General features: G+C 72.0%; 19 protein-coding genes and 1 pseudogene. 14 read left to right on the top strand and 6 right to left on the bottom strand.

Annotated features, from left to right (window positions below; translation table 11 throughout):
- The first annotated feature begins 72 nt into the window (after positions 1-72).
- From GA0070613_RS26295 to GA0070613_RS26285, 3 genes are all read left to right on the top strand, one after another.
- Entirely contained in the window at positions 73-954 is an 882-nt protein-coding gene (locus tag GA0070613_RS26295) for a winged helix-turn-helix transcriptional regulator (protein WP_089014722.1), read from the top strand.
- Positions 955-1,155: 201 nt separating this feature from the next.
- Positions 1,156-2,253: an LLM class flavin-dependent oxidoreductase gene (locus tag GA0070613_RS26290; protein WP_089014721.1), complete on the top strand. Its 1,098-nt coding sequence runs from the start codon at positions 1,156-1,158 to the stop codon at positions 2,251-2,253.
- Positions 2,250-2,864, top strand: a complete 615-nt coding sequence (locus GA0070613_RS26285; RefSeq protein ID WP_089014720.1) for an FMN reductase — start codon at positions 2,250-2,252, stop codon at positions 2,862-2,864. The genes GA0070613_RS26290 and GA0070613_RS26285 overlap by 4 nt, the downstream gene beginning before the upstream one ends.
- Positions 2,865-2,876: 12 nt before the next feature.
- On the opposite strand, the gene GA0070613_RS26280 is transcribed toward GA0070613_RS26285, so the two are convergent.
- Positions 2,877-3,341, bottom strand: a complete 465-nt coding sequence (locus GA0070613_RS26280) for a MarR family winged helix-turn-helix transcriptional regulator (RefSeq protein ID WP_089016211.1) — start codon at positions 3,339-3,341, stop codon at positions 2,877-2,879.
- 138 nt (positions 3,342-3,479) lie between these two features.
- Here GA0070613_RS26280 and GA0070613_RS26275 point away from each other — a divergent pair, with 138 nt between their 5' ends.
- The gene (locus GA0070613_RS26275; protein WP_089014719.1) at positions 3,480-4,040 is read left to right on the top strand and encodes an NADPH-dependent FMN reductase; all 561 of its coding nucleotides are present in this window, start codon (positions 3,480-3,482) and stop codon (positions 4,038-4,040) included.
- A 77-nt stretch (positions 4,041-4,117) separates the two neighbouring features.
- Here GA0070613_RS26275 and fecE read toward each other — a convergent pair.
- Positions 4,118-4,288, bottom strand: a pseudogene (gene fecE, locus GA0070613_RS26270) (Fe(3+) dicitrate ABC transporter ATP-binding protein FecE); the annotation flags it as partial.
- 305 nt (positions 4,289-4,593) lie between these two features.
- On the opposite strand from fecE, the gene GA0070613_RS26265 reads away from it, so the two are divergent.
- Positions 4,594-5,058 carry a DUF5709 domain-containing protein gene (locus GA0070613_RS26265; protein WP_089014718.1) on the top strand — a complete coding sequence of 155 codons (465 nt, stop codon included), beginning with the start codon at positions 4,594-4,596 and terminating at the stop codon, positions 5,056-5,058.
- Between the two features lie 88 nt (positions 5,059-5,146).
- Here the strand turns inward: GA0070613_RS26265 and GA0070613_RS26260 are convergent, their stop codons facing one another.
- Positions 5,147-7,183 carry a glycosyl hydrolase family 28-related protein gene (locus tag GA0070613_RS26260; protein ID WP_089014717.1) on the bottom strand — a complete coding sequence of 679 codons (2,037 nt, stop codon included), beginning with the start codon at positions 7,181-7,183 and terminating at the stop codon, positions 5,147-5,149.
- Between the two features lie 356 nt (positions 7,184-7,539).
- Here GA0070613_RS26260 and GA0070613_RS26255 point away from each other — a divergent pair, with 356 nt between their 5' ends.
- From GA0070613_RS26255 to GA0070613_RS26235, 5 genes are all read left to right on the top strand, one after another.
- Positions 7,540-8,547: a LacI family DNA-binding transcriptional regulator gene (locus GA0070613_RS26255; protein ID WP_231929484.1), complete on the top strand. Its 1,008-nt coding sequence runs from the start codon at positions 7,540-7,542 to the stop codon at positions 8,545-8,547.
- A gap of 293 nt (positions 8,548-8,840) precedes the next feature.
- Positions 8,841-10,220: an ABC transporter substrate-binding protein gene (locus tag GA0070613_RS26250; protein WP_089014715.1), complete on the top strand. Its 1,380-nt coding sequence runs from the start codon at positions 8,841-8,843 to the stop codon at positions 10,218-10,220.
- 85 nt (positions 10,221-10,305) lie between these two features.
- Positions 10,306-11,262 (top strand): carbohydrate ABC transporter permease, encoded by a 957-nt coding sequence (locus GA0070613_RS26245; protein WP_089014714.1) that lies wholly within the window; start codon positions 10,306-10,308, stop codon positions 11,260-11,262.
- A 13-nt stretch (positions 11,263-11,275) separates the two neighbouring features.
- Positions 11,276-12,163: a carbohydrate ABC transporter permease gene (locus GA0070613_RS26240; protein WP_089014713.1), complete on the top strand. Its 888-nt coding sequence runs from the start codon at positions 11,276-11,278 to the stop codon at positions 12,161-12,163.
- Between the two features lie 151 nt (positions 12,164-12,314).
- Positions 12,315-13,931, top strand: coding sequence for a glycoside hydrolase family 13 protein (locus GA0070613_RS26235; RefSeq protein WP_172875901.1), 1,617 nt, complete (start codon positions 12,315-12,317; stop codon positions 13,929-13,931).
- A 224-nt stretch (positions 13,932-14,155) separates the two neighbouring features.
- Here the strand turns inward: GA0070613_RS26235 and GA0070613_RS26230 are convergent, their stop codons facing one another.
- Together GA0070613_RS26230 and GA0070613_RS26225 are read right to left on the bottom strand one after the other, a co-directional pair.
- Positions 14,156-14,632 carry a hypothetical protein gene (locus GA0070613_RS26230; protein ID WP_089014712.1) on the bottom strand — a complete coding sequence of 159 codons (477 nt, stop codon included), beginning with the start codon at positions 14,630-14,632 and terminating at the stop codon, positions 14,156-14,158.
- Entirely contained in the window at positions 14,625-15,962 is a 1,338-nt protein-coding gene (locus GA0070613_RS26225; protein WP_231929881.1) for a molybdopterin-dependent oxidoreductase, read from the bottom strand. Before GA0070613_RS26225 ends, GA0070613_RS26230 begins: the two co-directional genes overlap by 8 nt.
- Before the next feature lie 293 nt (positions 15,963-16,255).
- On the opposite strand from GA0070613_RS26225, the gene GA0070613_RS26220 reads away from it, so the two are divergent.
- Complete coding sequence (locus GA0070613_RS26220) at positions 16,256-17,317, top strand: NAD-dependent epimerase/dehydratase family protein (RefSeq protein ID WP_089014710.1); 1,062 nt, start codon at positions 16,256-16,258, stop codon at positions 17,315-17,317.
- 28 nt (positions 17,318-17,345) lie between these two features.
- On the opposite strand, the gene GA0070613_RS26215 is transcribed toward GA0070613_RS26220, so the two are convergent.
- On the bottom strand, positions 17,346-18,743 hold the full coding sequence (locus GA0070613_RS26215; RefSeq protein WP_089014709.1) for a hypothetical protein: 1,398 nt from the start codon (positions 18,741-18,743) through the stop codon (positions 17,346-17,348).
- 134 nt (positions 18,744-18,877) lie between these two features.
- Between GA0070613_RS26215 and GA0070613_RS26210 the strand changes: the two genes are divergently transcribed.
- Genes GA0070613_RS26210 through GA0070613_RS34555 form a run of 3 tightly spaced genes read left to right on the top strand, consistent with a single transcriptional unit; the run spans position 18,878 to position 21,083 of the window.
- Complete coding sequence (locus GA0070613_RS26210) at positions 18,878-19,543, top strand: glycosyltransferase family 2 protein (RefSeq protein WP_089014708.1); 666 nt, start codon at positions 18,878-18,880, stop codon at positions 19,541-19,543.
- On the top strand, positions 19,540-20,220 hold the full coding sequence (locus tag GA0070613_RS26205) for a TIGR04282 family arsenosugar biosynthesis glycosyltransferase (RefSeq protein ID WP_089014707.1): 681 nt from the start codon (positions 19,540-19,542) through the stop codon (positions 20,218-20,220). The genes GA0070613_RS26210 and GA0070613_RS26205 overlap by 4 nt, the downstream gene beginning before the upstream one ends.
- Positions 20,217-21,083, top strand: coding sequence for a class I SAM-dependent methyltransferase (locus tag GA0070613_RS34555; protein WP_089014706.1), 867 nt, complete (start codon positions 20,217-20,219; stop codon positions 21,081-21,083). The genes GA0070613_RS26205 and GA0070613_RS34555 overlap by 4 nt, the downstream gene beginning before the upstream one ends.
- Positions 21,084-21,326 lie beyond the last annotated feature (243 nt).

Genomic DNA, 21,326 nt, shown 5'->3' with positions numbered 1-21,326 from the left:
CGTTCGCGAGCCAGTGGGTTCCAATTTGAAACGGACTATAGTCGACGAGGTCGGTCGAGCGGGAGGTGGGATGTGAAGCGGACGGACGTCGGCGACGCCGACTGCGGCATCGCGCAGGCCCTCGGCGTGCTCGGCGACTGGTGGACCTTCCTGATCATCCGCGACATCGCCGGCGGCACCACCCGCTTCGACGCGTTGCAGCGCGAACTCGGGGTCAGCCGGCGGGCCCTCACCGAACGCCTCGGCGCGTTGGTCCAGCACGGGGTGCTACGCCGTCAGCAGTACTCCGCCCACCCGCCGCGCTCCGACTACCTGCTCACGTCCAAGGGGGAGGGCCTGCTGCCGGTGCTGGTCGCCCTGCAGGACTGGGGAACCCGGCACGTCATGGGCGACGGTGATCTCACCGCCACCGCCGGTGCCGGCTCCGCCGAGGCGCGCCGCGTGCACCATCTGATCGGCCGGCGGGTGCCGGGGATGACCCTGACCCGACACGACGGTGGCGAGGAAACCCCGGCCGTGCCCGGCAGTTGGACCGTGCTCTACCTCTTCCCGGGGGCCTTCGCCCCCGGCGCCCAGGGCCTGCCACCGGGCTGGGAGGCCATCCCCGGCGCCGTCGGCTGCACCCTCGAGTCCCGCACGTACGCCGACCGCCACGATCTCTTCCGCGCCACGGGCGCCGAGGTACGCGGGGTGAGCACCCAGCGCCCCGACCAGCTGCGCGCGTTCGCGGAGCACGCCCGGCTTCCGTACCCGCTGCTGTCCGACCAGGACGGCCGGCTCGCCGCCGGTCTGCTCCTGCCGACGTTCCGCGCCGGCGGGGTCGACCGGTTCAAGCGGCTCACTCTGCTGCTCGACCCGGACGCCGTGGTGCGCGCGGTGCAGTTCCCGGTCACCGACCCGGCCGGCTCGGTCGACGAGATGCTGGACCTCGTCGGGCGGCAGCGCACCCCCTGAGCGCACAGCCGAGGGGAGACCCCGGGTGCGGCCGGGTTCGGGTCGCCGCGAAATGCGCGGCGCGCCCCGGGCGCGGGTTAGCGGGCGCAATCGGTGACCGTCGCCACAAAGGTACTTGCTCGGTCAAGGAATCTGCTCCGCGTGCCCCGGGTTGCTGATGAGCGTCAGGTACGACCGGTACGAGCGAGGCAGGCGGCTGAGATGCAGTTCGGAATCTTTGGCGTGGGGGACGTGGTGCGCGACCCGGTGACCGGGCGGACGCCGTCGGAGCATGAGCGGATCAAGGCCGTGGTGGAGTACGCGACGCTGGCCGAGGAGGTCGGGCTGGACGTCTTCGCCATCGGCGAGCACCACAACCCACCGTTCTTCCCCTCCTCGCCCACCACCCTGCTCGGTCACGTCGCGGCCCGGACGGAGAAGATCATTCTGTCCACCTCCACCACGCTGATCACCACCAACGACCCGGTGAAGATCGCCGAGGACTACGCGATGCTCCAGCACCTGGCAGACGGCCGGGTCGACCTGATGATGGGGCGCGGCAACACCGGACCGGTCTACCCGTGGTTCGGCCAGGACATCCGCAACGGCATTCCGCTCGCCGTCGAGAACTACGACCTGCTGCGCCGGCTCTGGCGCGAGGACGTGGTCGACTGGCAGGGCAGGTTCCGTACCCCGCTGCAGTCGTTCACCTCGACGCCGCGGCCGCTCGACGGCGTGCCGCCGTTCGTCTGGCACGGCTCGATCCGCAGCCCCGAGATCGCCGAACAGGCCGCGTACTACGGCGACGGGTTCCTGCACAACAACCTCCTCTGGCCCAAGGAGCACGTCCAGCGGATGGTCGGCCTCTACCGCCGGCGGTTCGAGCACTACGGGCACGGCCCGGCGGACCAGGCGATCGTGGGCCTGGGCGCGCAGGTGTTCATGCGGAAGAACTCGCAGGACGCGGTCCGGGAGTTCCACCCGTACTTCGACAACTCGGCGGCGTACGGGCACGGGCCGTCCCTGGAGGAGACGATGAAGCAGACGGCCCTCCTGGTCGGCAGCCCGCAGGAGGTGATCGACCGGACCCTGGCCTTCCGGGAGTACGCCGGCGGCGACTACCAGCGCCAGCTCTTCAACGTCGACGGGATCGGGGTCCCACGGAAGACCGTGCTCGAACAGATCGAGATGCTGGGCGAAGTCGTGCAGGTACTGCGGAAGGAGTTCGCGGTGGGCCGCCCCGCCCACGTCCCGGACGCCCCGACCCACGCCTCGCTGAAGGCCGCGGCGCTGGCCGGTGCCGTGGAGGAGGTTCGATGAAGCGCACCATCGCCGTCGTGTCGGCCGGCCTGCGGCAGCCGTCGTCGACCCGGATGCTCGCCGACCGGTTGGCCGACGCGGTCCGCCGTGAGCTGGAACGGCTCGGCGCGGAGGTCGACGTCGAGCTGATCGAGCTGCGCGACCACGCGCACGACCTGGTCAACAACCTGCTGGCCGGGTACCCGTCGGAGGAGCTCGAGCGGGTGCACGACATCGTCCGGCGCGCTGACGCGCTGGTCGCGGTGACGCCGACGTTCTCCGCGTCGTACAACGGGATCTTCAAGATGTTCGTCGACGTCCTCGACGACACCGCCCTGGTCGACAAGCCGGTGCTGGTCGCCGCCACCGGAGGGACGGGGCGGCACTCGCTGGTGCTGGAGCACGCGCTGCGGCCGCTCTTCACCTACCTGCGCGCGGTCGTGGTGCCCACCGCGGTGTTCGCGGCGCCCGAGGACTGGGGAGCCGGCGACGCGGCCCAGGGTTCGCTGGCGCACCGGATCGACCGGGCGGCCGGCGAGCTGGCCCGCGAGGTGGACCGGCGTGATCCGCCCGCTCCCGCCGACGTCTTCGCCGACCCGACGCCGTTCGAGCGGTTGCTCGGCGGCCAGTGACCACGGCCTGGCTCAGTCGGCCGTCCCGATCCGCTGAAACGCGCGGGCCAACTGGACGAGATCGAGGCCCTCGAAGTGGTCCAGGAACCGCCGCCGCACGGCGGCCAGGTGGCTCGGCCAGGACTCCTCCAGGCGGGCGAAGCCGGCGTCGGTGAGGACGGCGTTCCAGCCGCGCGCGTCCTCCTCGCTCCGGACGCGCTCGACCAGGCCCTGGGACTCCAGGCGGTTGACGGTACGAGTCATCCCACTCAGTGAGAGTTGGCAGGCCCCGGCGAGTTCGCTCATCCGCATCTGCCGGCCCGGCGCCTCGGAGAGGTTCATCAGGGCGGTGTACTCGGTGAGGGGCAGCTGGTGTTCGCCGACCATGTCGGCGTCGATCGTCCGGGGCAGGACATACATCACCCGGCCCAGGGAGCGGACGAGCGCCTCCTCTTCGGGGTTGAGGGGTCGCAGGGGGGCTGCGGAGTTTCCGGACATGTCATCCATCCTAGTTGCTTGACCGAGCAATTCTTCGGCTCCGATGTGACGGCAACCATAGAGCAGGCATTTGCTTGACCAAGCAATCATTAGCTAGCGTTCACGTCGCCAGGCAAGCACTTCTGAAAGGCGCCAACCATGTCCAGGATCGGGATCATCCTCGGGAGCACCCGCCCGGGGCGTAACGGAGAAGCCGTCGCCCGCTGGGTCCTCGAGGTCGCCAAGCAGCGCTCCGACGCGGAGTTCGAGCTCATCGACCTGCTCGACTACCAGCTGCCGCACCTCGACGAGGCGTACCCGCCGTCGATGGGCCAGTACACCCAGCCGCACACGCTGCGCTGGGCCAACACCATCGCATCGTTCGACGGGTTCGTGATGGTCACCCCCGAGTACAACCACTCCACCTCGGGCGCCCTGAAGAACGCCATCGACTTCCTCTACGCCGAGTGGAACAACAAGGCCGTCGGCTTTGTCAGCTACGGCTCGGTCGGCGGCGCGCGGGCGGTGGAGCACCTGCGTCTGATCGCCGGTGAGCTCCAGATGGCCGACGTCCGGTCCCAGGTCGCGCTGTCGCTCTTCACCGACTTCGAGAACTTCAGCGTCTTCAAGCCGAACCAGTTCCAGCAGGACGCGCTCAACGTCACCCTCGACCAGGTCGTGGCCTGGAGCACCGCGCTCGCTCCGCTGCGCCAGCGCTGAACACGTTCCGAACCGGTCCGGAGACGGCCGCGGGAAGGATCCCGCGGCCGTCTCCGTGTGCTCATGGGCGTACTGAAAGGTTCACCGGCGGCGACCACCGCGCCGTCGCGCATGGCCACCAGATGGGTTGCGTAGCGGGCGGCCTGGTTGAGGTCGTGCAGCACCGCAACCAGGGTGCGGCCCTGCTCCTCGTGGAGCCGGGCACACAGGTCCAGGACCTCGACCTGGTGGGCGATGTCCAGGTACGTGACCTTCGCGGGTATCGGCGCAGGGGTCCATCCGAAGAGGACCTGCGGGCCGTCGCCGGCTGAAATGTCGACCCTTAGCTGCCGCCACCCGGCGTGCCCGGGGGACGCTCGATGGCCAGGGGGAGCAGCACGCGGAAGACCGTCATCCCCGGCGCGGACTCCACCACCGGGTTGCGACGGGCGTCCCGGCTCTGGCCCTTCGCGCACGGGCCGTGACCTGGGTCGGCCCTACGGTGGCCCAGGCGGAAAAGAGGCATAGCATCGGCAGTCGAGCCACAACAGCGCCACCCGTTGAGAGGTTACCCATGAGCACCGATGCCGGTAGCTACGAGGTGCAGCAGTACGACGACATCGAGGACGACGGCGTTCTCGACGGTTCCGACACCCTCGAGGACGGTGTCGAGGACCCGCTCGACGTCGGGATCGTGGCGACCGATCACTGGTCGGGCGCCAACCGCTTCGGGACCACCGCCGCGGAGGAGCACGCGGGCGAGTCGCTCGCGCAGCGGCTCGCCGAGGAGGAGCCCGACATCTCGTCCGCTGACGATCCCGCGCCCTACGGCGACGAGGACGAACTGACCCGCCGGGGATTCGACCGCGACCTGCGTGCGGGGCGGCTCGTCGACACCAACGACGGGTTCGGCGAGGATGTCGAGGCGGATTCCGTCGGGAGGGACGTCGGTGTCGACGGCGGTGGTGCCAGTGCCGAGGAAGCCGCGGTGCACGTGATCGATCAGCCCTATGCCGAGTCGGAGACACCGCTGTGGTGAACGACAGGTAGCCGGCCGGTCGCCGCTTCCGGCCGGTCACCCCGTCCAGGGCCCAGGGCCCGGACAGGGTGACCGACCGGTCGTCGACTCACCAGGGCGCCGGCGCCGGCGGCGGTACGACTGCCGGACGGTCGTTGCAGGTGATGGTGTTCGGCAGCAGCCACGGCGCCAGCCAGCCACCGTCGTTGCCGCCGAGGTCGGTCAGGCTGAACTCGGAGCCGGCCGGGGTGAAGTGGAACGACCCGCAGTTGTTGACCCCGACCGCCCCGACGTTGCGGGCGTCGATGTTGGCGAACGAGGCGGAGCCGGCCGTGCGGGCGCTGACCACCGAAGTGCCGGTGCCGTCGACCCGGATGTCCCGGAATGCGACGCCGGTGATCGCCACCTGGTCCTTCACCGGCCAGTCGCTGACCAGCATGATCGCGTTGTAGGTGTTGTCGAGGAACGCGTCCCCGACGACCTGGATGTCGGCGTCGATGCTGCGGTCCAGCGCGTAGAACCAGATCGCGCCGAGGCCGATGTTCCAGTTCAGTTCGTAGGTGCCCGCGCGCACGGTGGTGTTGTCGGTGATCCAGAGGTGCCCGGTGAACGCCTCGGCGCCGAACCGGGAGCCGACCTGGATGGCGCTGCCCTCGCGGACCGGATCGGCGACGAGGTTGTGCGACACGGTGTTGTCCGTGCCGCCGTAGAGCGCGATGCCGTTGGCCAGGACCGGGGACTGCACGGTGTTGTGGTCGAAGGTGTTGTGGGCGTTGCCGGTCCGCTCCGACCACATGGCCAGGCCGTCGTCGCCGGTGTTGCGGATGAAGCTGTTCGAGATCGACGATTCGGTGACGCCGGTGTGGAAGTTGAGGCCGTCGGCGATCTGGTCGGCGATGACGGTGTCGGTGACCCGCAGGTCGGTCATCGGTCCGTCGAACCACATGCCCACCTTGGTGTGGTGCAGGTACAGGCCGTCGATGGTGGAGTGGTTGAGCGCCCCGCCGATCGCGTTGACCTGGTCGGTGTCGATCCGCTCGCGGACGTCACCCTCGATGGCGAAGCCGGAGAGGTGCACGTCGCTGCTGCCGCCGACCGCCGGGTCCCGGCCGTAGAGACCGACCCCGGTGTGCACCGAGCCGTCGGGGGCCGGGGTGTCCAGGGTGACCTCGCGGCCGCGCAGGGTGGTGTACCAGCTGCCGGCGCCCTCGATGGTCACGTCGTCGACGATGACGTGCCGGTTGACCTGGTAGGTGCCCGGCGGGAGGTAGACCGTCCGGTGGGTGCGGCGGGCCAGGGAGACGGCCCGGTCCAGCGCGTCGGCCGAGTCGCGTCGGCCGGACGGGTCGGCGCCCAGCGCCACGGCGTTCACCGCGTGCGGCGCCACGTGCGGCGGGCTGACGAGCTCCGAGTCCAGCAGGTCGATGACCGTCCAGGCGGCGGCGCTGCCGGGCGGCGAGGTCAGCCGGACGACCTCGCCGGCGCGGTGGGTGCCGCCCAGCAGCAGCCGCTGCTCGTCGTAGAAGTGGTGGGGCCGGAACGGCTTGTTGATGGTCGGCGCGGGCGTGGTGGCCGCCGGGACGCACGAGCACTCGGTGATCCACCAGTCGGGGTGCAGGAGCCCGGCGTCGGGGTCGTTGCTGAACGGGTACTGGTTGTAGAGCCAGGCGTACTGGGAGGTGAGGGTCATCGTGCGGCCACGGCCGGGGCCGACGGTTACGTCGAGGGGAGCGGTGCTGCCGCCGCCGTCGGGGGAGTCCGGGATGCTGTACCGGACGGTGATCGCGTTCGCGGCAGCCGGCAGGGTGAACTCGACGTACTGCCCGGGGGTCAGCCGGACCGCCCGGCGGCCGGAGGCCTCGCTGGGCAGGGTGTACGCCGACCGGTCCGGGCCGATGACCGTGCCGTTGGTCCGGGCGTGCTCGGCCTCCTGCTCGACGAAGTCGACGGCGGCGCCGCGGCCGGCGACGAGCGACGGATCGAGCCCGGCCCGGGTGACCACCGGGGCCGGGCCGGCGGGCCGGGGCCCGGCCACGGCGGGGCCCCCGGGGAGCACGCTCAGCGCCACCGCCGCCGTGAGTGCGGCGGCCCGGGCGCGGCGGCGCCGGCGCCCCGGCGCCGCGTCCTGGTCGAAGCTTCCGTACATCGGATGACCCACTCTCTCGGGTTGGTCTGACGGATGCCGCAGCCCCGACGTCGCGGTGATGCCGAACCGCGCAGGGACGGGCGGGGGCCGCCACGGGCTGGGCGCGCTCATGTTATTGCTATCAGTTGTAAATATTCAAGCATTGCTTTGTCCATTATTTGCGAGGCAGAGCCTTCCGCTGGAGGGTCGGGGCGCGGCCGTGCGGAGCGCCCCGTCAGGAGGAATCCGGGGTCGAGGCGGCGCAGCCAGGCGAGTCCGAACCCCGGCTCGGGCCCCGGGCCTCGCGTCCGTGCGACTGAAATTGGCGGGCATCCGGCGGTTCATTTCTTGAAAGAATCCGACGTAGGATTGCGGCCGTGACGAAGCGGTTGACTGAGGTGGCCCGTAAGGCGGGCGTCAGCGAGGCCACCGTGAGCCGGGTGCTCAACGGGCGCGGCGGCGTCTCCGAGGCCACCCGGACCGCGGTGCTGACCGCCCTGGACGTGCTCGGCTACGAGCGCCCCACCAAGTTGCGTGGTGAGCGCGCCCGGCTGGTCGGGCTGGTCCTGCCCGAGCTGCAGAACCCGATCTTTCCGGCGTTGGCCGAGGTGGTGACCGGCTCGCTCGCCCAGCGGGGTTTCACCCCCGCGCTCTGCGCCCGCACCATCGGCGGGGTATCCGAGTCGGACTACGTGGAGATGCTGCTGGACCACCAGGTCTCCGGCGTCATCTTCGCCGGCGGGTCGTACGCGCTCGCCGACGCCACCCACGAGCACTACCGGCGGCTGACCGACCGGGGGCTGCCGGTGGTGCTGGTCAACGCGGGCGTGGACGAGCTGGGGTTCCCGCGGGTGTCCACCGACGACGCGGTCGCCGTGGAGCAGGCGTACGGGCACCTGCGCTCCCTCGGGCACGAGCGGATCGGCATGGTGCTCGGCCCCGAGGACCACGTCCCGTCGCGGCGCAAGCTCGCGGCGATGCAGCGGATCGCCGGCTGGAGCGACCCGGGGGAGTGTGTGGAGCGGTCGAGCTTCTCCATGGAGGGCGCCCGGGTGGCCGCCACCAAGCTGGTGAACCGGGGGATCACCGGCATCATCTGTGCCAGCGACGTGCTCGCGCTGGGGGCGATCCGCGCGGTGCGCCGGCTGGGCCGCGCGGTGCCGGCGGACGTGTCGGTGGTCGGCTTCGACGACTCGGCGTTCATGACCTGCACGGATCCGCCGCTGACCACCGTCCGTCAGCCGATCGAGACGATGGGTCAGGCGGCCGTCGACCTGCTGGTGACGCAGATCGAGGGCGCGGGCGTGCTCGCCGACGAGCTGCTCTTCGAACCGGAGCTGGTGGTTCGCGGTTCGACCGGGCCGGCGCGGCTGACGACCGGGTAGCGCTGGCGGAGCACAAAAGGACGGACCCTCCCGGGTCCGTCCTTTTTTGCGTCCGGAACGGTCCTAGTCCTTGTCTTTCATAGTCTGGTTCAGTTCTTGCGCGAGATGGTTCGACTTTGTATCGTCATCGCCACGAAAGATGCCGGGCAAGAGAGCTAGGTCAGTTGGCCCGACGCAGATCCAGGCGGCAGGCCACATGGCGGAGACAGATCAGCAGCAGGGTTTGGCCGCGGTGACGATCACCGCAGATCAGCGAAGGTCATGGAGACTCCCGTTCCCGAAGGGATGGACAGATGTCCGTACCGCAGTACCGGAAGGCTGCGGCGTTAGCGCTCGTGGCCGGCCTGGGGCTCAGCCTTGCGGCTTGCTCCACGAAGAGTGACGACGCAAAGACCGATGCAGGTGGCAAGGTCACCATCACCGTCGACTGTCAGCCGGTCGGCTCCCAGAAAGAGCTGTTGAAGAACTGGAACGACGATGTCGTCGAGTTCCAGCGGCAGAACCCAAATATCGTCATCAAGAGCGTCAGCGTCGGCGAGCAGTGCAACAACCCGCCGGACTTCACCGCTCGCCTCGCCGGCGGCACCGTGACCGACGTGTTCTACGGGTACATGACCGATCTCCAGCAGGTGCTCGACTCCGGTCAGGCGATGGACATCACCCAGTTCGCCAACAAGGACACGGTCCCGACCTGGGACAGCGTCGACCCGGCGATCAAGGAGGTCTTCACCGACGGCGGCAAGCTCTACGCCGTCCCGGTGAAGAACTACTCGATGGGCCTGGTCTACAACAAGGTCCTGTTCCAGCGGGCGGGGCTCGACGTCAACAACCCGCCCAAGACGTGGGCCGAGGTCCGGGCCGCCGCCAAGAAGATCTCCGCGCTCGGTAACGGCATCGCCGGCTACTCGGAGTACAGCGCCGGCAACACCGGAGGCTGGCACTTCACCTCCTTGCTCTACTCGCAGGGCGGCCAGGTGCTGACCCCGGACGGCAAGAAGGCCGACTTCAACAACGCCATGGGCAAGCAGGTCCTGCAGAACCTCAAGGACATGCGGTACGGCGACAACAGCATGGGCGCCCGTCAACTGCTGCAGTGGGCCGACCTGCTGACCAACGCCGGCGCGGGCAAGGTCGGCATGTTCGTCGGCGCGCCGGACGCAACCCAGGCGATCGTCAGCCAGTTCCAGGGCAAGTTCCAGGACTGGGCGATGGCCCCGCTGCCCGGCCAGGACGGTGCGGCGAAGGGGACGCTCGGTGGTGGCGAGGGTTACTTCTTCAAGAAGGGCCTCACGCCCGAGCAGGTCAAGGCCGGTCTGAAGTGGATCGCTTACCAGAAGCTGACGCCGGGCAAGGGCCAGTTCGACTACGTCCGGGCCAAGCCGCAGAACTACCCGGTAGGCCTGCCCCAGCCGCTGCTCTTCGCCAACGGCAGCGACGCGCAGAAGCAGGAACTCGAGCTGCGCAAGGCGAACGCGAACGTCGACACCGCGAACTTCGCGATCTTCGAGGCGAACCCGGTCCCGATCAAGGGTGAGCCGCGCAACGCGCAGGCGATCTACGCGGTGCTCGACGCCGCGATGTCCGGTGTGCTGACGAACCCGAACGCGAACATCGACGCGCTGCTCAAGACGGCCGAAGACAAGGTCAACCAGCTCCTGGCCGCCGAAAAGTGATCCGAAGGTGTGGGGGCTGGCCCGCCGCCGGCCCTCACACCGTCCGCGCCGCACCGTCGGTGTACTGACCCACGCAGGAGTTGCCTTGGCGATCACCACCGTCCCGGGGACCAGGAGAGAACCGGGTCGCCCCGCGTCGCCGTACCCGGCAGGGCATCAGCGTACGAGCCTCGGCCGCAAGGTACGCGACAATCTCACCGGGCACGCGTTCCTGATCGGCGCGGTGCTCTGCTTCGCGTTCTTCTCCTGGTATCCGATGATCCGCGGCGTGGTCATGAGCTTCCAGCGCACCCGGCGCGGCGTCACGACCTGGGTCGGCTGGGACAACTACCACCGCATCATCGCCGACCCCAGCTTCTGGACGGCCTGGAGGAACACGTTCTACTTTACGATTCTCGCGCTGGTACTCGGGTACGCGGTGCCGTTCTTCGTGGCGATCCTGCTCAACGAGTTTCGCCACGCGAAGGGGTACCTGCGGATCCTGGTCTACCTGCCGGTCATGCTGCCGCCGGCCTCGGCGCTCTTTCTCTTCAAGTTCTACGCGTACGACCCCAGCGACGCGGGACTCTTCAACTCGATCCTCAAGGCGCTGCACCTGCCGACATCGCAGTGGATGCAGTCCCCCGAGACGACGATGCCGGCGATGGTGATCGCGTCGACCTGGATGAACATGGGCGGCGCGGTATTGATCTATCTGGCGGCACTGCAGAACATCCCCGGCGAACTCTACGAAGCGGCCGAGCTCGACGGCGCCGGGATCTGGCGGCGGATCCGCCACGTCACAATCCCGCAGACCCGGCTGATCCTCGCGCTCCTGGCGATGCTGCAGATCGTCGCCACGATGCAGTTCTTCATCGAGCCGCTGATCCTCGCAAACGGTACGGGCGCGGAGGACTCCGCGACGTCGGTGGCGTACCTGATCTACCAGCACGGGTTCTTCCAGAACGACCTCAACGGCGCCGCGGCGCTCGGCGTGATCATGCTCGTGGTGCTGGCCGGCTTCTCCGCCGTCTACGTGCGGCTCAGCTCGAAACAGGACTAGGACGGGACGACCCATGGCACAGGACTCCGGGACCCGGACCCTCATCTCCCACGCTCAGCTTCGGCGGGGACGCGGCAGGGTCATCTACTGGACGCTGCTCGCCGTCGTCGTCGTGGGCTTCACGCTCGTCTTCCTCGGGCCGCTCTACTGGATGGTCACCGGCGCGCTGAAGTCCGGCCAGGAGATCGCGCAGACCCCGCCATCGCTGTTCCCGAAGGATCCCGAGTCGCAGAACTACGCCGATGCGTGGAACAACCTGAACCTCGCCAAGCTGCTGTTCAACACGTTCTACTATGCGGCTGGCGCGCTGCTGTTCCAGCTCGTCCTCGACACCGCCGCGGCGTACGCCTTGTCGAAGCTTCGCCCGGCGTTCGGCAACGTGATCCTCGGCCTGATGCTGGCAACGCTGATGATCCCGGCGATGGTCCTCATCGTTCCGCAGTACGTGACCGTGATCGACCTGCCGATCCTGCACCTCAACCTGCTCGATTCGCCGTTTGCGATCTGGCTGCCCGCGGTCGCGAACGCGTTCAACATCTTCCTGCTGAAACGGTTCTTCGACTCGATCCCGGAGGAGCTGATGGCGGCGGCCCTCATGGACGGGGCGACGCCGCTGCGCACGCTGTGGTCGATCATCCTGCCGATGTCGCGCCCCATCCTCGGCGTCGTCTCGATCTTCGCCGTGACGGCGGTCTGGAAGGACTTTCTCTGGCCGAAGCTGGTCATGCCGTCGCCCGAGACCCGGACGGTCAGCGTCGGCATCTACGCCTTCTCGGGTGGTACGCCCATGAACGTGGTGATCGCCGCGTCGGTCATCGCCGCGATCCCGACCGTCATTGTCTTTCTGATCTTCCAGCGGAACATCATGTCCGGTCTGACCACAGGCAGCCTCAAAGGCTGACCGCACCGGCGCACCACCAGCGCAACCTCCCGCAGCGAACAACGACCGTTCGCCCGATACACCTTCAGGTCCGGCGACCCCGCCGACGTACTGACGCAGAAAGCAGGTGCCGGTGTCCACAGCAGACAATGGTCCGTGGTGGCGTGGAGCGGTGATCTACCAGGTGTACCCACGTAGCTTCGCCGACGGCAATGGCGACGGCATCGGCGACATCGCCGGCATCCGGTCCCGGCTGAACCACCTGTCCGCGCTTGGCGTCGATGCGATCTGGTACAGCCCCTGGTACCCCTCCCCGATGGCCGACGCCGGCTACGACGTGGCCGACTACCGCGACATCGACCCGATCTTCGGCACCCTGGCCGAGGCGGAGGCGCTGATCGCGGAGGCACACGCGCTCGGCATCCGGACCATCGTCGACGTGGTGCCGAACCACTGCTCCGACGTGCACCCCTGGTTCCAGGCGGCACTCGCCGGCGGCCCGGAGGCGCCCGAGCGCGAGCTGTTCTGGTTCCGCCCGGGTCGCGGCCCGGACGGCTCGCAGAAGCCCACCGACTGGCTCTCGCCGTTCGCCGGGGACACCTGGACCAGGACCACCAACCCGGACGGCACGGCGGGCGACTGGTACCTGCACCTCTTCGCCCCGCAGCAGCCCGACTTCAACTGGGAGCACCCCCGGGTGCGCGCCGAGTTCGAGGACATCCTGCGGTTCTGGCTCGACCGGGGCGTGGACGGTATCCGGATCGACTCGGCGGCGATGCTGGCCAAGGACCCGACGCTGCCCGAAGCCACCCCGGACGGCCCGAACCCGTTCGTCGACGTGGACGCGGTGCACGAGATCTACCGCAGCTGGCGGCGGATCGCCGACAGCTATCCCGGCGAGCGGGCGCTGATCGGCGAGGTGTGGCTGCCCGACTATGAGCGGTTCGCCAACTACCTGCGCCCCGACGAGCTGCACGCGGCCTTCAACTTCGACTTTCTCGGCTGTGCCTGGGAGCCGGCCGCGCTGCGGGCCTGCATCGACGCGACGCTGGCCGCGCATGCCCCGGTCGGCGCCCCGGCCACCTGGGTGCTCTCCAACCACGACGTCACCCGGCACGTCAGCCGGTACGGCCGGGCGGACACCACCTTCAGCTTCGCCACCAGGCGCGAGGGCGTTCCCACCGACCTGGAGCTGGGCACCCGGCGGGCCCGGGCCGCCGCGCTGCTGTCCCTCTCGCTGCCCGGCGCGGCCTACGTCTACCAGGGCGAGGAGCTGGGCCTCTGGGAGGTCGAGGACATCCCCTACGAGCTGCGCCAGGACCCGATGTTCGCCCGGTCCGGCCGGGTCGACCCCGGCCGGGACGGCTGTCGGGTGCCGCTGCCGTGGACCGGCGAGGCACCACCTTTCGGGTTCAGCCCGGACGGCGCGGCGGCGGCGCCCTGGCTGCCGCAGCCGGCGGACTGGAAGGACCGCACGGTCCGCGCGCAGACCGGCGACCCGCACTCGATGCTGGAGCTGTACCGGGCCGCCATCGCCATCCGCCGGACCGATCCGGCGCTCGGTGACGGCGAGCTGACCTGGCTGCCCGCGCCCGCGGGCGTGCTCGCGTACCGCCGGGGCGGCGGCTTCTGCTGCCTGGTCAACCTCTCCGACGCGGCGGTGCCGCTGCCGCCGCACCAGCGGCTGCTGCTGGCCAGCGGGCCGCTCGACGACGACCTGCTGCCACCGGACACCGCCGTCTGGCTGCGTACGCCCTCCGAGCCCGGCGGGCCGGCTGTCCCGGCCTGACCCGCGCGCCGCGGCGCCGGCGTTCCGTCCCGACCGCCGGCGCTGCACCCCACCAGCGAAAGGAGGTACGAGGGAGCACCCGCCACGCCGCACGTACACGGCGACCTGGCCCGCCTGACGAAAGGGGAGACCCTCGCTCATGGCCCACCACCCATTCGGCGGCAATCGCGGGCGGGACGATCGCCCCGGGTGGCCCCTGCCCGTCCGGGCGGTCGCGGCCGGACTCAGCCGTTGCGTGCCCGCCACCGGCGGACCGCGTACAGGACAGCGCTGGCCAGGAAGAGCGCGGCGGTGACGAGCAACCAGCGGGCGAGGAACGGCCCCTGGTCCTGCCCGGTCGCGGCCCGGTAGGTCTCCCGGCCCTGCCGGAGGATCCCGGGCAGGTAGACCAGGAACAGCAGCGCCGCGGCCAGCGCCGGCACGCGGAGGTGGTTCAGCAGCGACGGCCCGGACGCCGGCCGGGCCCGTCGCTCGCCCACCGCCGCCCGCAGCGCCCGATCGGCCGAGGCGTAGATCGGGAACAGGACGAAATCGTGGGCGATCGCGGCGCCGACGAACCAGAGCAGCATCCGCCCGGCGGTCGCCTCCCCGGCCAGCCGCAGGGCCACCCAGCCGGCGACGGCGAAGCAGCCGACGAGCAGCAGCAGGTGCCGCCCCGGCGCCCCGTACGCCGCCCGGAAGCGCGCCGCGACGTCACGCATCGGTACGCCCCCGGAACTCGATCTCCGCCACCCACTTGGTGCAGTGCACACCGGGCAGCGCCGGGACGATGACCCGCGCCGGATAGCCGTGGTCCGGGGTGAGGTCCACCCCGTTGACCCGCAGCGCGAGCAGCGAGTCGGGGTCGAGGACCTGGTTGGTCTGCAGGGTCGCCTGGCCGAACAGCCCCGCCTTCTCCAGGGAACGGACGTGGGCGGCGCCGGGCTGACCCGCACCGACCAGCGCGGCGAGGTCGCGCAGCCGTACCCCGGTCCAGGTCTGCAGGGTCGACCAGCCCTCCACGCAGGCGATCGGCTGCCGGGCGGTGTGCTGGGGCAGGGCCAGCAGGGCGGCCCGGTCCAGGCTGGCCTGCCGCCCGGCGGCCCGCAACGTCAGCCGCCAGCCGGCCCGGGTGTCGGCGCTCCCGATGCCGGCGGCCGCGGCCGTGCGGTTCACCGGGAACCCGGTCGGGCCGGCGCCGGGCTGCCGGCCCCGGGGCAGCAGCAGCGCGGTGCGGCGCCACCGGCCGTCGAAGCTCTGCCCGACGGTCAGACCGGCCAGCAGCAGCGACAGGCCGCCGACCAGGGCGAGGGCGCCGCGCCGGCTCACCGTGGCCGGCCCGGGCCGGGCTGCCACCAGCCCGTCGGGGTCCGGTGGCTCGGGCCGGGTGGCGTCGGGCGGGACGGTCAGCTCGGCGAGCACCGGCCGGGACCGCAGCGCGGTGAGCATCCGCCGCAGCTTGAGCGCCACGTGCGTGACGAGCGCGGCGACGAACACCCACGCGCCGAAGTAGTGCGCGGTGTAGAAGTCGAACCCGAACAGGTACGCGTACTGGATGTTCAGCAGGCCGGTGGCGATCTCGAAGAGGATCCCGCCGACCAGCAGCACCAGGGAGAGCCGTTCCAGCACCTGCGCCACCGATCGGGCCGGCGGCCAGTCGAACAGCTTAGGGATGACCGACCAGAGCTTGCCCAGCACGACCGGGATCAGCGTGATCCCAAGGGCCACGTGCAGGCCCTGGGTGACCCGGAACAGCCAGGACGGGCGGGTCGGCCAGTCGAACGGCGGCAACCGCAGCCAACCGACGTCGTGCGGGAAGGCCTGACCGAACTGCGGGCCGTAGGCCAGGTAGTCGAGCAGGCCGGTGAGGAACACCAGCGGCAGGCCGATGAGCAGCACGAGGCCGTACATCGACGTGAGCCACGGTCCGCGCATTGGGCTGCGCCACCGTCCGCCGATGCTCCGGGCGCCGGGCGGGGGATGTTCCGCCAGGAACGCCCACCCCCGCCGGGGGAAGCCGTAGGCCGGGCGGCCGGGCGGCTCGGTCCGCAAAAGAGGACCCGGGTGGTCCCCGGCGGGGGACGTACGGTCGGCGCTCACCGGCCCTCCTCCTGGCTGCTCGACGTGCCGGTCCACCGGCGCTGGCGGGGAGCGGCGCCACCGGCGGCCGGCGCGGGCCTTCCCTGTCGGCAGGCTACGGGCGGTGTCGGCGGCCCGGCGGGACTTGCCCGATTACGGAAGGCTTACCGGCGCCGGTGGCGCTGCCGGTCGCCAGATGTTGTGGAATCAATACGGCTGTCGCAACGCGGCCCGCCGCGCCGGCCCGCCGACCTAGGCTGACCGGCATGCGGGTACTGGTCACCGGCGCGGCCGGCTTCATCGGATCACAGGTCGCCGACCTGCTGGTCGCCGAGGGGCACGAGGTGGTGGCGATGGACGCGCTGCTTCCCCAGGCGCACGGCGGGGAGCTGCCGGAGTGGTCGCGGCGGCACGCCCCGGTGCTTGGCGACGTCCGCGACCCCGAGCTGCTCGACCGGCTCCTGCCCGGGGTCGACGCGGTGTGCCACCAGGCCGCGATGGTCGGGCATGGGCTGGACCCGTCGGACGCGCCGGCGTACGCCAGCCACAACGACTACGGCACCGCCGTGCTGCTCGCCGCGATGCACCGGGCCGGCGTGACCCGGCTGGTGCTGGCCAGCTCGATGGTCGTGTACGGCGAGGGGCGCTACGAGTGCGCCCGGCACGGCCCCGTCCGCCCCGCCCCGCGCCGGCCGGCCGACCTGGCGGCCGGCCGGTACGACCCGACCTGCCCGCACTGCGCGTCGACGCTGGCCCCCGCCCTGGTGCCCGAGGACGCCCCGCTGGAGCCGCGCAGCACGTACGCCGCCAGCAAGGTGGCCCAGGAGCACCTGGCCGCCGCCTGGGCGCGGCAGACCGGCGGTGGGGTCTGGGCGCTGCGCTACCACAACGTCTACGGCCCCCGGATGCCCCGCGACACCCCGTACGCCGGGGTGGCCTCCATCTTCCGGTCCGCGCTGGCCGCCGGCCGGCCGCCGCGGGTGCTGGAGGACGGCCGGCAGCGGCGGGACTTTGTGCACGTCAACGACGTGGCGCGGGCGAACCTGCTGGCGCTGGCCACGCCGCCGCCGCAGCCCCTGACGCCGGTCAACGTCTGCTCCGGCGAGCCGCACACCGTTGGCGAGCTCGCCGCCACCCTGGCCACCGCCATGGCCGGGCCGGCGCCGCTGGTCGTCGGCGGCGCCCGCGCCGCCGACGTGCGGCACGTCGTCGCCGATCCGCGCCGGGCGACCGACCTGCTCGGGTTCACCGCCCGGGTCGGGTTCGCCGACGGGGTCACCGCCTTCGCCACCGACCCGCTGCGCGAGCCGGCGGCCCTGCCGGCCTGACCGGGGACCGTCCCCGCGCGTGTCCCTGTCAGGAGACGGTCCACAGCAGGTGGTTGACGGCGAGAGCGGTGCCGGCCTGCCCGAGGAGCCACCAGCGGCGCGTGGACGTCGGCAGGTGGGCGGTGGCGACCAGCAGCCACGCGGCGAACGGCAGCCAGATCCGCTCCACCTCGGCCTTGCTCAGCCCCGACAGGTCACCGGCCAGCACCGCCACCGCCGCCGCCGCCGGCAGCAGCACGGTCGGCCCGGCGGCGAGCGTCCGCCGGGCGGGACCGCGCCGGCCCTCGCGGTGCCGGCTCCCGAGCCGGAGCGTCCGGGCGCCGGCCGCCACCGCCCGGCGCAGCGCCGGGCCGAGCACAGGGCCGGTGGAGAGCAGCAGCGCCGCCAGGTTCGCCCACACCCAGTAGCCGTACGGGCGGTCGGCCGCCCAGCCCTGGTAGTAGCGTTCCACCACCAGTCGGTAGCCGTCCCACCAGTGGAAGCCGCCCGCGGTGAACGCGACCGCCACCGCCGCGACGCCGGCCGTCCCGGCGAGCAGCGCGGCGATCCGGGCCGCCGGCCGCAGCGCCAGCACCGCCAGCGCCAGCACCCCGACCAGGACGAAGCCGTACGACAGGTACAGCGCGAAGCCCAGCAACAGCCCGCCGGCGGCGGGCGCCACCCGCCCGCGTACCGCCAGCAGGGCCAGGCCCGCCGCGACCACCCCGGTGAAGAGCCCGTCGGCGGAGGCCCCAACCCAGACCGCCCCCGGCAGCAGCACCAGGAACGGCAGGACGGCGCGGGCGGCGTCGGCCGTGCCGAGCGCCCGCAACGCCACCGGTACGGAGATCGTGACGCTCGCCCCGACCAGGACGCACACCAGCGCGGCGGCGATCCCGCCGCCCAGCCCCACCCGGTCCAACCCCACGAAGACCAGCAGCGCCCCCGGCGGGTGGCCCGCGGTGTGGGTGGACCACGAGTCCGGTCCGAAGTCCAGGATCCGATCGGTGAAGCCGGCCAGCATCGCCGGAACGTCGGTGACCCGGGGCACCTCGTGCAGGTACTCCGCCTGCGGGGTGAGCCGCTCGACGAATCCGTCCGACCAGCCGTCGACCAGGGCCAGCGACAGCGTCCACGCCACGGACGCCAGGTAGGCCGCGCCGAGCAGCGCATTCCAGCCGGCGGTGCGGACCCAGCGCGTACCGGCGCCGATCACCGTGCCCGCGACCAGCACCGCGGCCGGGGTGCCCCAGCCCAGGTGTGGCCGCCAGGTCGCGTAGAGCGGGGCGGCGTCGGCGTGCAGGCCGACCCCGCGGGCGTTGAGGACCGCGCCGACCACCGCGGCGCAAGCGACCAGCGCCGCCTCGACGCCCAGCACGAGCAGGTCGGCTCGGGACCGGCGGACCGGCGCCCGGACGGCGGCGGCGGGCAGCGTGGTCGCTCTCATGTCGACCGGACGGTACGGCCCGCGCCGTGCCGGCCGCGGCCGAACGGCGCAACGTCACCGTTCCGTGGGAAGGGGCCAGGGGGTAAGCGCTGATCGGTCCCCGGTCGGGCGGATCGGGTCCTAGCGTCGGCGGTATGCCGACCCAGATCGACGTGGTGCTCCCGTGCCTGGACGAGGCCGCCGCGCTGCCCGGGGTGCTTGCCGCGTTCCCGCCCGGATACCGGGCGATCGTGGTGGACAACGGCTCCCGGGACGGCTCGCCCGAGGTCGCCGCCCGGCACGGCGCCCTGGTGGTGCACGAGCCGCGCCGGGGCTACGGCGCGGCCGTACACACCGGGCTCGAGGCCGCCGACGCGGAGCTGGTCGCGGTGCTCGACGCCGACGGCTCCTTCGACCCGACCGAGCTGCCCGCCCTGGTCGCCCCGGTGGCCGGCGGCGCCGCCGACCTGACCGTGGGGCGGCGTCGACCCGTCCGCGCCGGGGTCTGGCCGTGGCACGCCCGCGCCGGCACCGCCCTCGTCGCGGCGCTGCTGCGGCACCGGGGCGTACCGCTGCGTGACCTCAGTCCGATCCGGGTGGCCCGCCGCGATGCCCTGCTCGCCCTGGGGGTCGCCGACCGGGCCTTCGGCTACCCGCTCGAACTGCTGATCCGCGCCGCCGCCGCCGGCTGGCGGATCCGCGAGCTGGATGTCCGTTACGCCCCCCGGACCGCCGGCACCCGGTCCAAGGTCTCCGGCTCGGTCCGCGGCACCCTGCGCGCCACCCGCGACTTCGCCGGCGTCCTGCGCAGCGTCCGATGACCGTCCTGCTCGTGCTGGCCAAGGCGCCGGTGGCGGGGACCGTGAAGACCCGACTGTGCCCGCCGGCCACCCCGGTCCGGGCCGCTCGGATCGCCGCCGGGGCGCTGCGGGACACCCTCGACGCCGTGCGCGCCACGCCGGGGGTGACACCCGTGCTCGCCCTGCGGGGACGGTTCGCCGACGCGGAGGAGGGCGGGGCGCTGACAGCTGCCCTCACCGGCTGGACCGTCCTGCCGCAGCGCGGCGACGGGCTCGGCGACCGGCTGGCCAACGCCCACGCCGACGTGGCGGCGGCCTGGCCGGGCCGCCCGGTCCTGCAGATCGGCATGGACACCCCGCAGGTGACCCCGGAGCGGCTGGGCTTCGCGGTCCGGCGGCTGCTCGCGGTCGATGCCGTGCTCGGCCGAGCCCTCGACGGCGGCTGGTGGGCCCTCGGGCTGAGGGACGCCCGGCACGCCGCCGCGCTGCGCGAGGTGCCGATGTCCACCGCGCAGACCGGGCGACGCACCTTGGCGGCGCTCGGGAACCGGGGACTGCGCACCGCCTCGCTGGCCGTGCTGCGCGACGTCGACGAATGGCCCGACGCGCTGGCCGTCGCCGCCGAGGTCCCGGACAGCCGGTTCGCCCGGGCGGTGGCGCCGCTGCACCGCGCCCTCCTGCGCGGCGGCCGTCCATGACCCTCGGAACCCGAGCCGCCGGGCCGCTGCCGGCGCCCGTGGCGGGTGAGATCGAGACCCGCGAGGACGGCTTCGCCGCCGCCCTCGACCGCCGGCCGGCCCGGCACTGGCTGCTGCACAGCGACGGCCGGCGCAGTCCGCTGCCGGTCGGGCGCTGGCACGGCCCGCCCGAGCCGGCGAGCGCGGCGGTCGTCGCCCGGTGTACCGGCCCCACCCTGGACGTCGGGTGCGGTCCCGGCCGGCTCACCCTCGCGCTCACCCGGGCGGGTCACACCGCCGTCGGCGTCGACGTCTCCGCCCAGGCCGTGCGCCTCACCCGCCGCCGGGGGGCGGTCGCCATCCATCGGGACGTCTTCTCCCCGCTGCCCGGTGAGGGACGCTGGGCCCACGTCCTGCTGATGGACGGCAACATCGGCATCGGCGGCGACCCGGTCGCGCTGCTCGGCCGGTGCCGTGAGCTGATCCGTCCGGAGGGCACCGTCATCGTGGAGCTGGAGCCGCCCGGGCTCGGTCTCTGGCGCGGCCGGAGCAGGCTGGTCAGCCTCTCCGCGGACGGCGAACTACGCCGGAGTGGGACGTTCAGCTGGGCCCGACTGGACGCGGTCGCGGTGCACGACGTGGCCGCCGCTTCGGGAATGGTCGTGCCGGAGGTGTTCCGGGCTGGTCGGCGCTGGTTCGGTGCACTCGTCGTTCCTCCGGGAAGGGGGCACCAGGCCGGGAGTCGCGCTCCCTCGGCAGGCCGGTGCCATCCGGGCGTCCGGGGTGAGCCCGAAGGTATCGCCCACCGTCTGGTCGGCCCGGCACTGATCAGTTCCGGGCCGACCAGCATCGTCCTCACGGAGATCACTGACCGCAGGTCCTGAGCACGACCTTCACACAGTGTCTGTCAAGAAGGTTTCCAGTGACCTCCGTCGGCGCCGCCCCGTGACCAGCGGTCCCGCCAGGTCGGCGCACCCGAGCCGCCGGGATCGGCGGGCCCGGGCCGACGGGGCCCGCCGCGCCCCGGTCGGCTCGCCCTGCGGCGGGACCGCGACCTGTGCATACTTGCGCGGTTGATGTTGGTCCGCCGGCCCCGCCGGCCGCTGAGCACGGGTGGTTGTGGTGGG

The sequence above is a fragment of the Micromonospora inositola genome (assembly GCF_900090285.1).
Taxonomy (GTDB): domain Bacteria; phylum Actinomycetota; class Actinomycetes; order Mycobacteriales; family Micromonosporaceae; genus Micromonospora; species Micromonospora inositola.
Note: the sequence above shows the minus strand (reverse complement) of the source record. Positions and strands in the feature narration are given on the sequence as shown.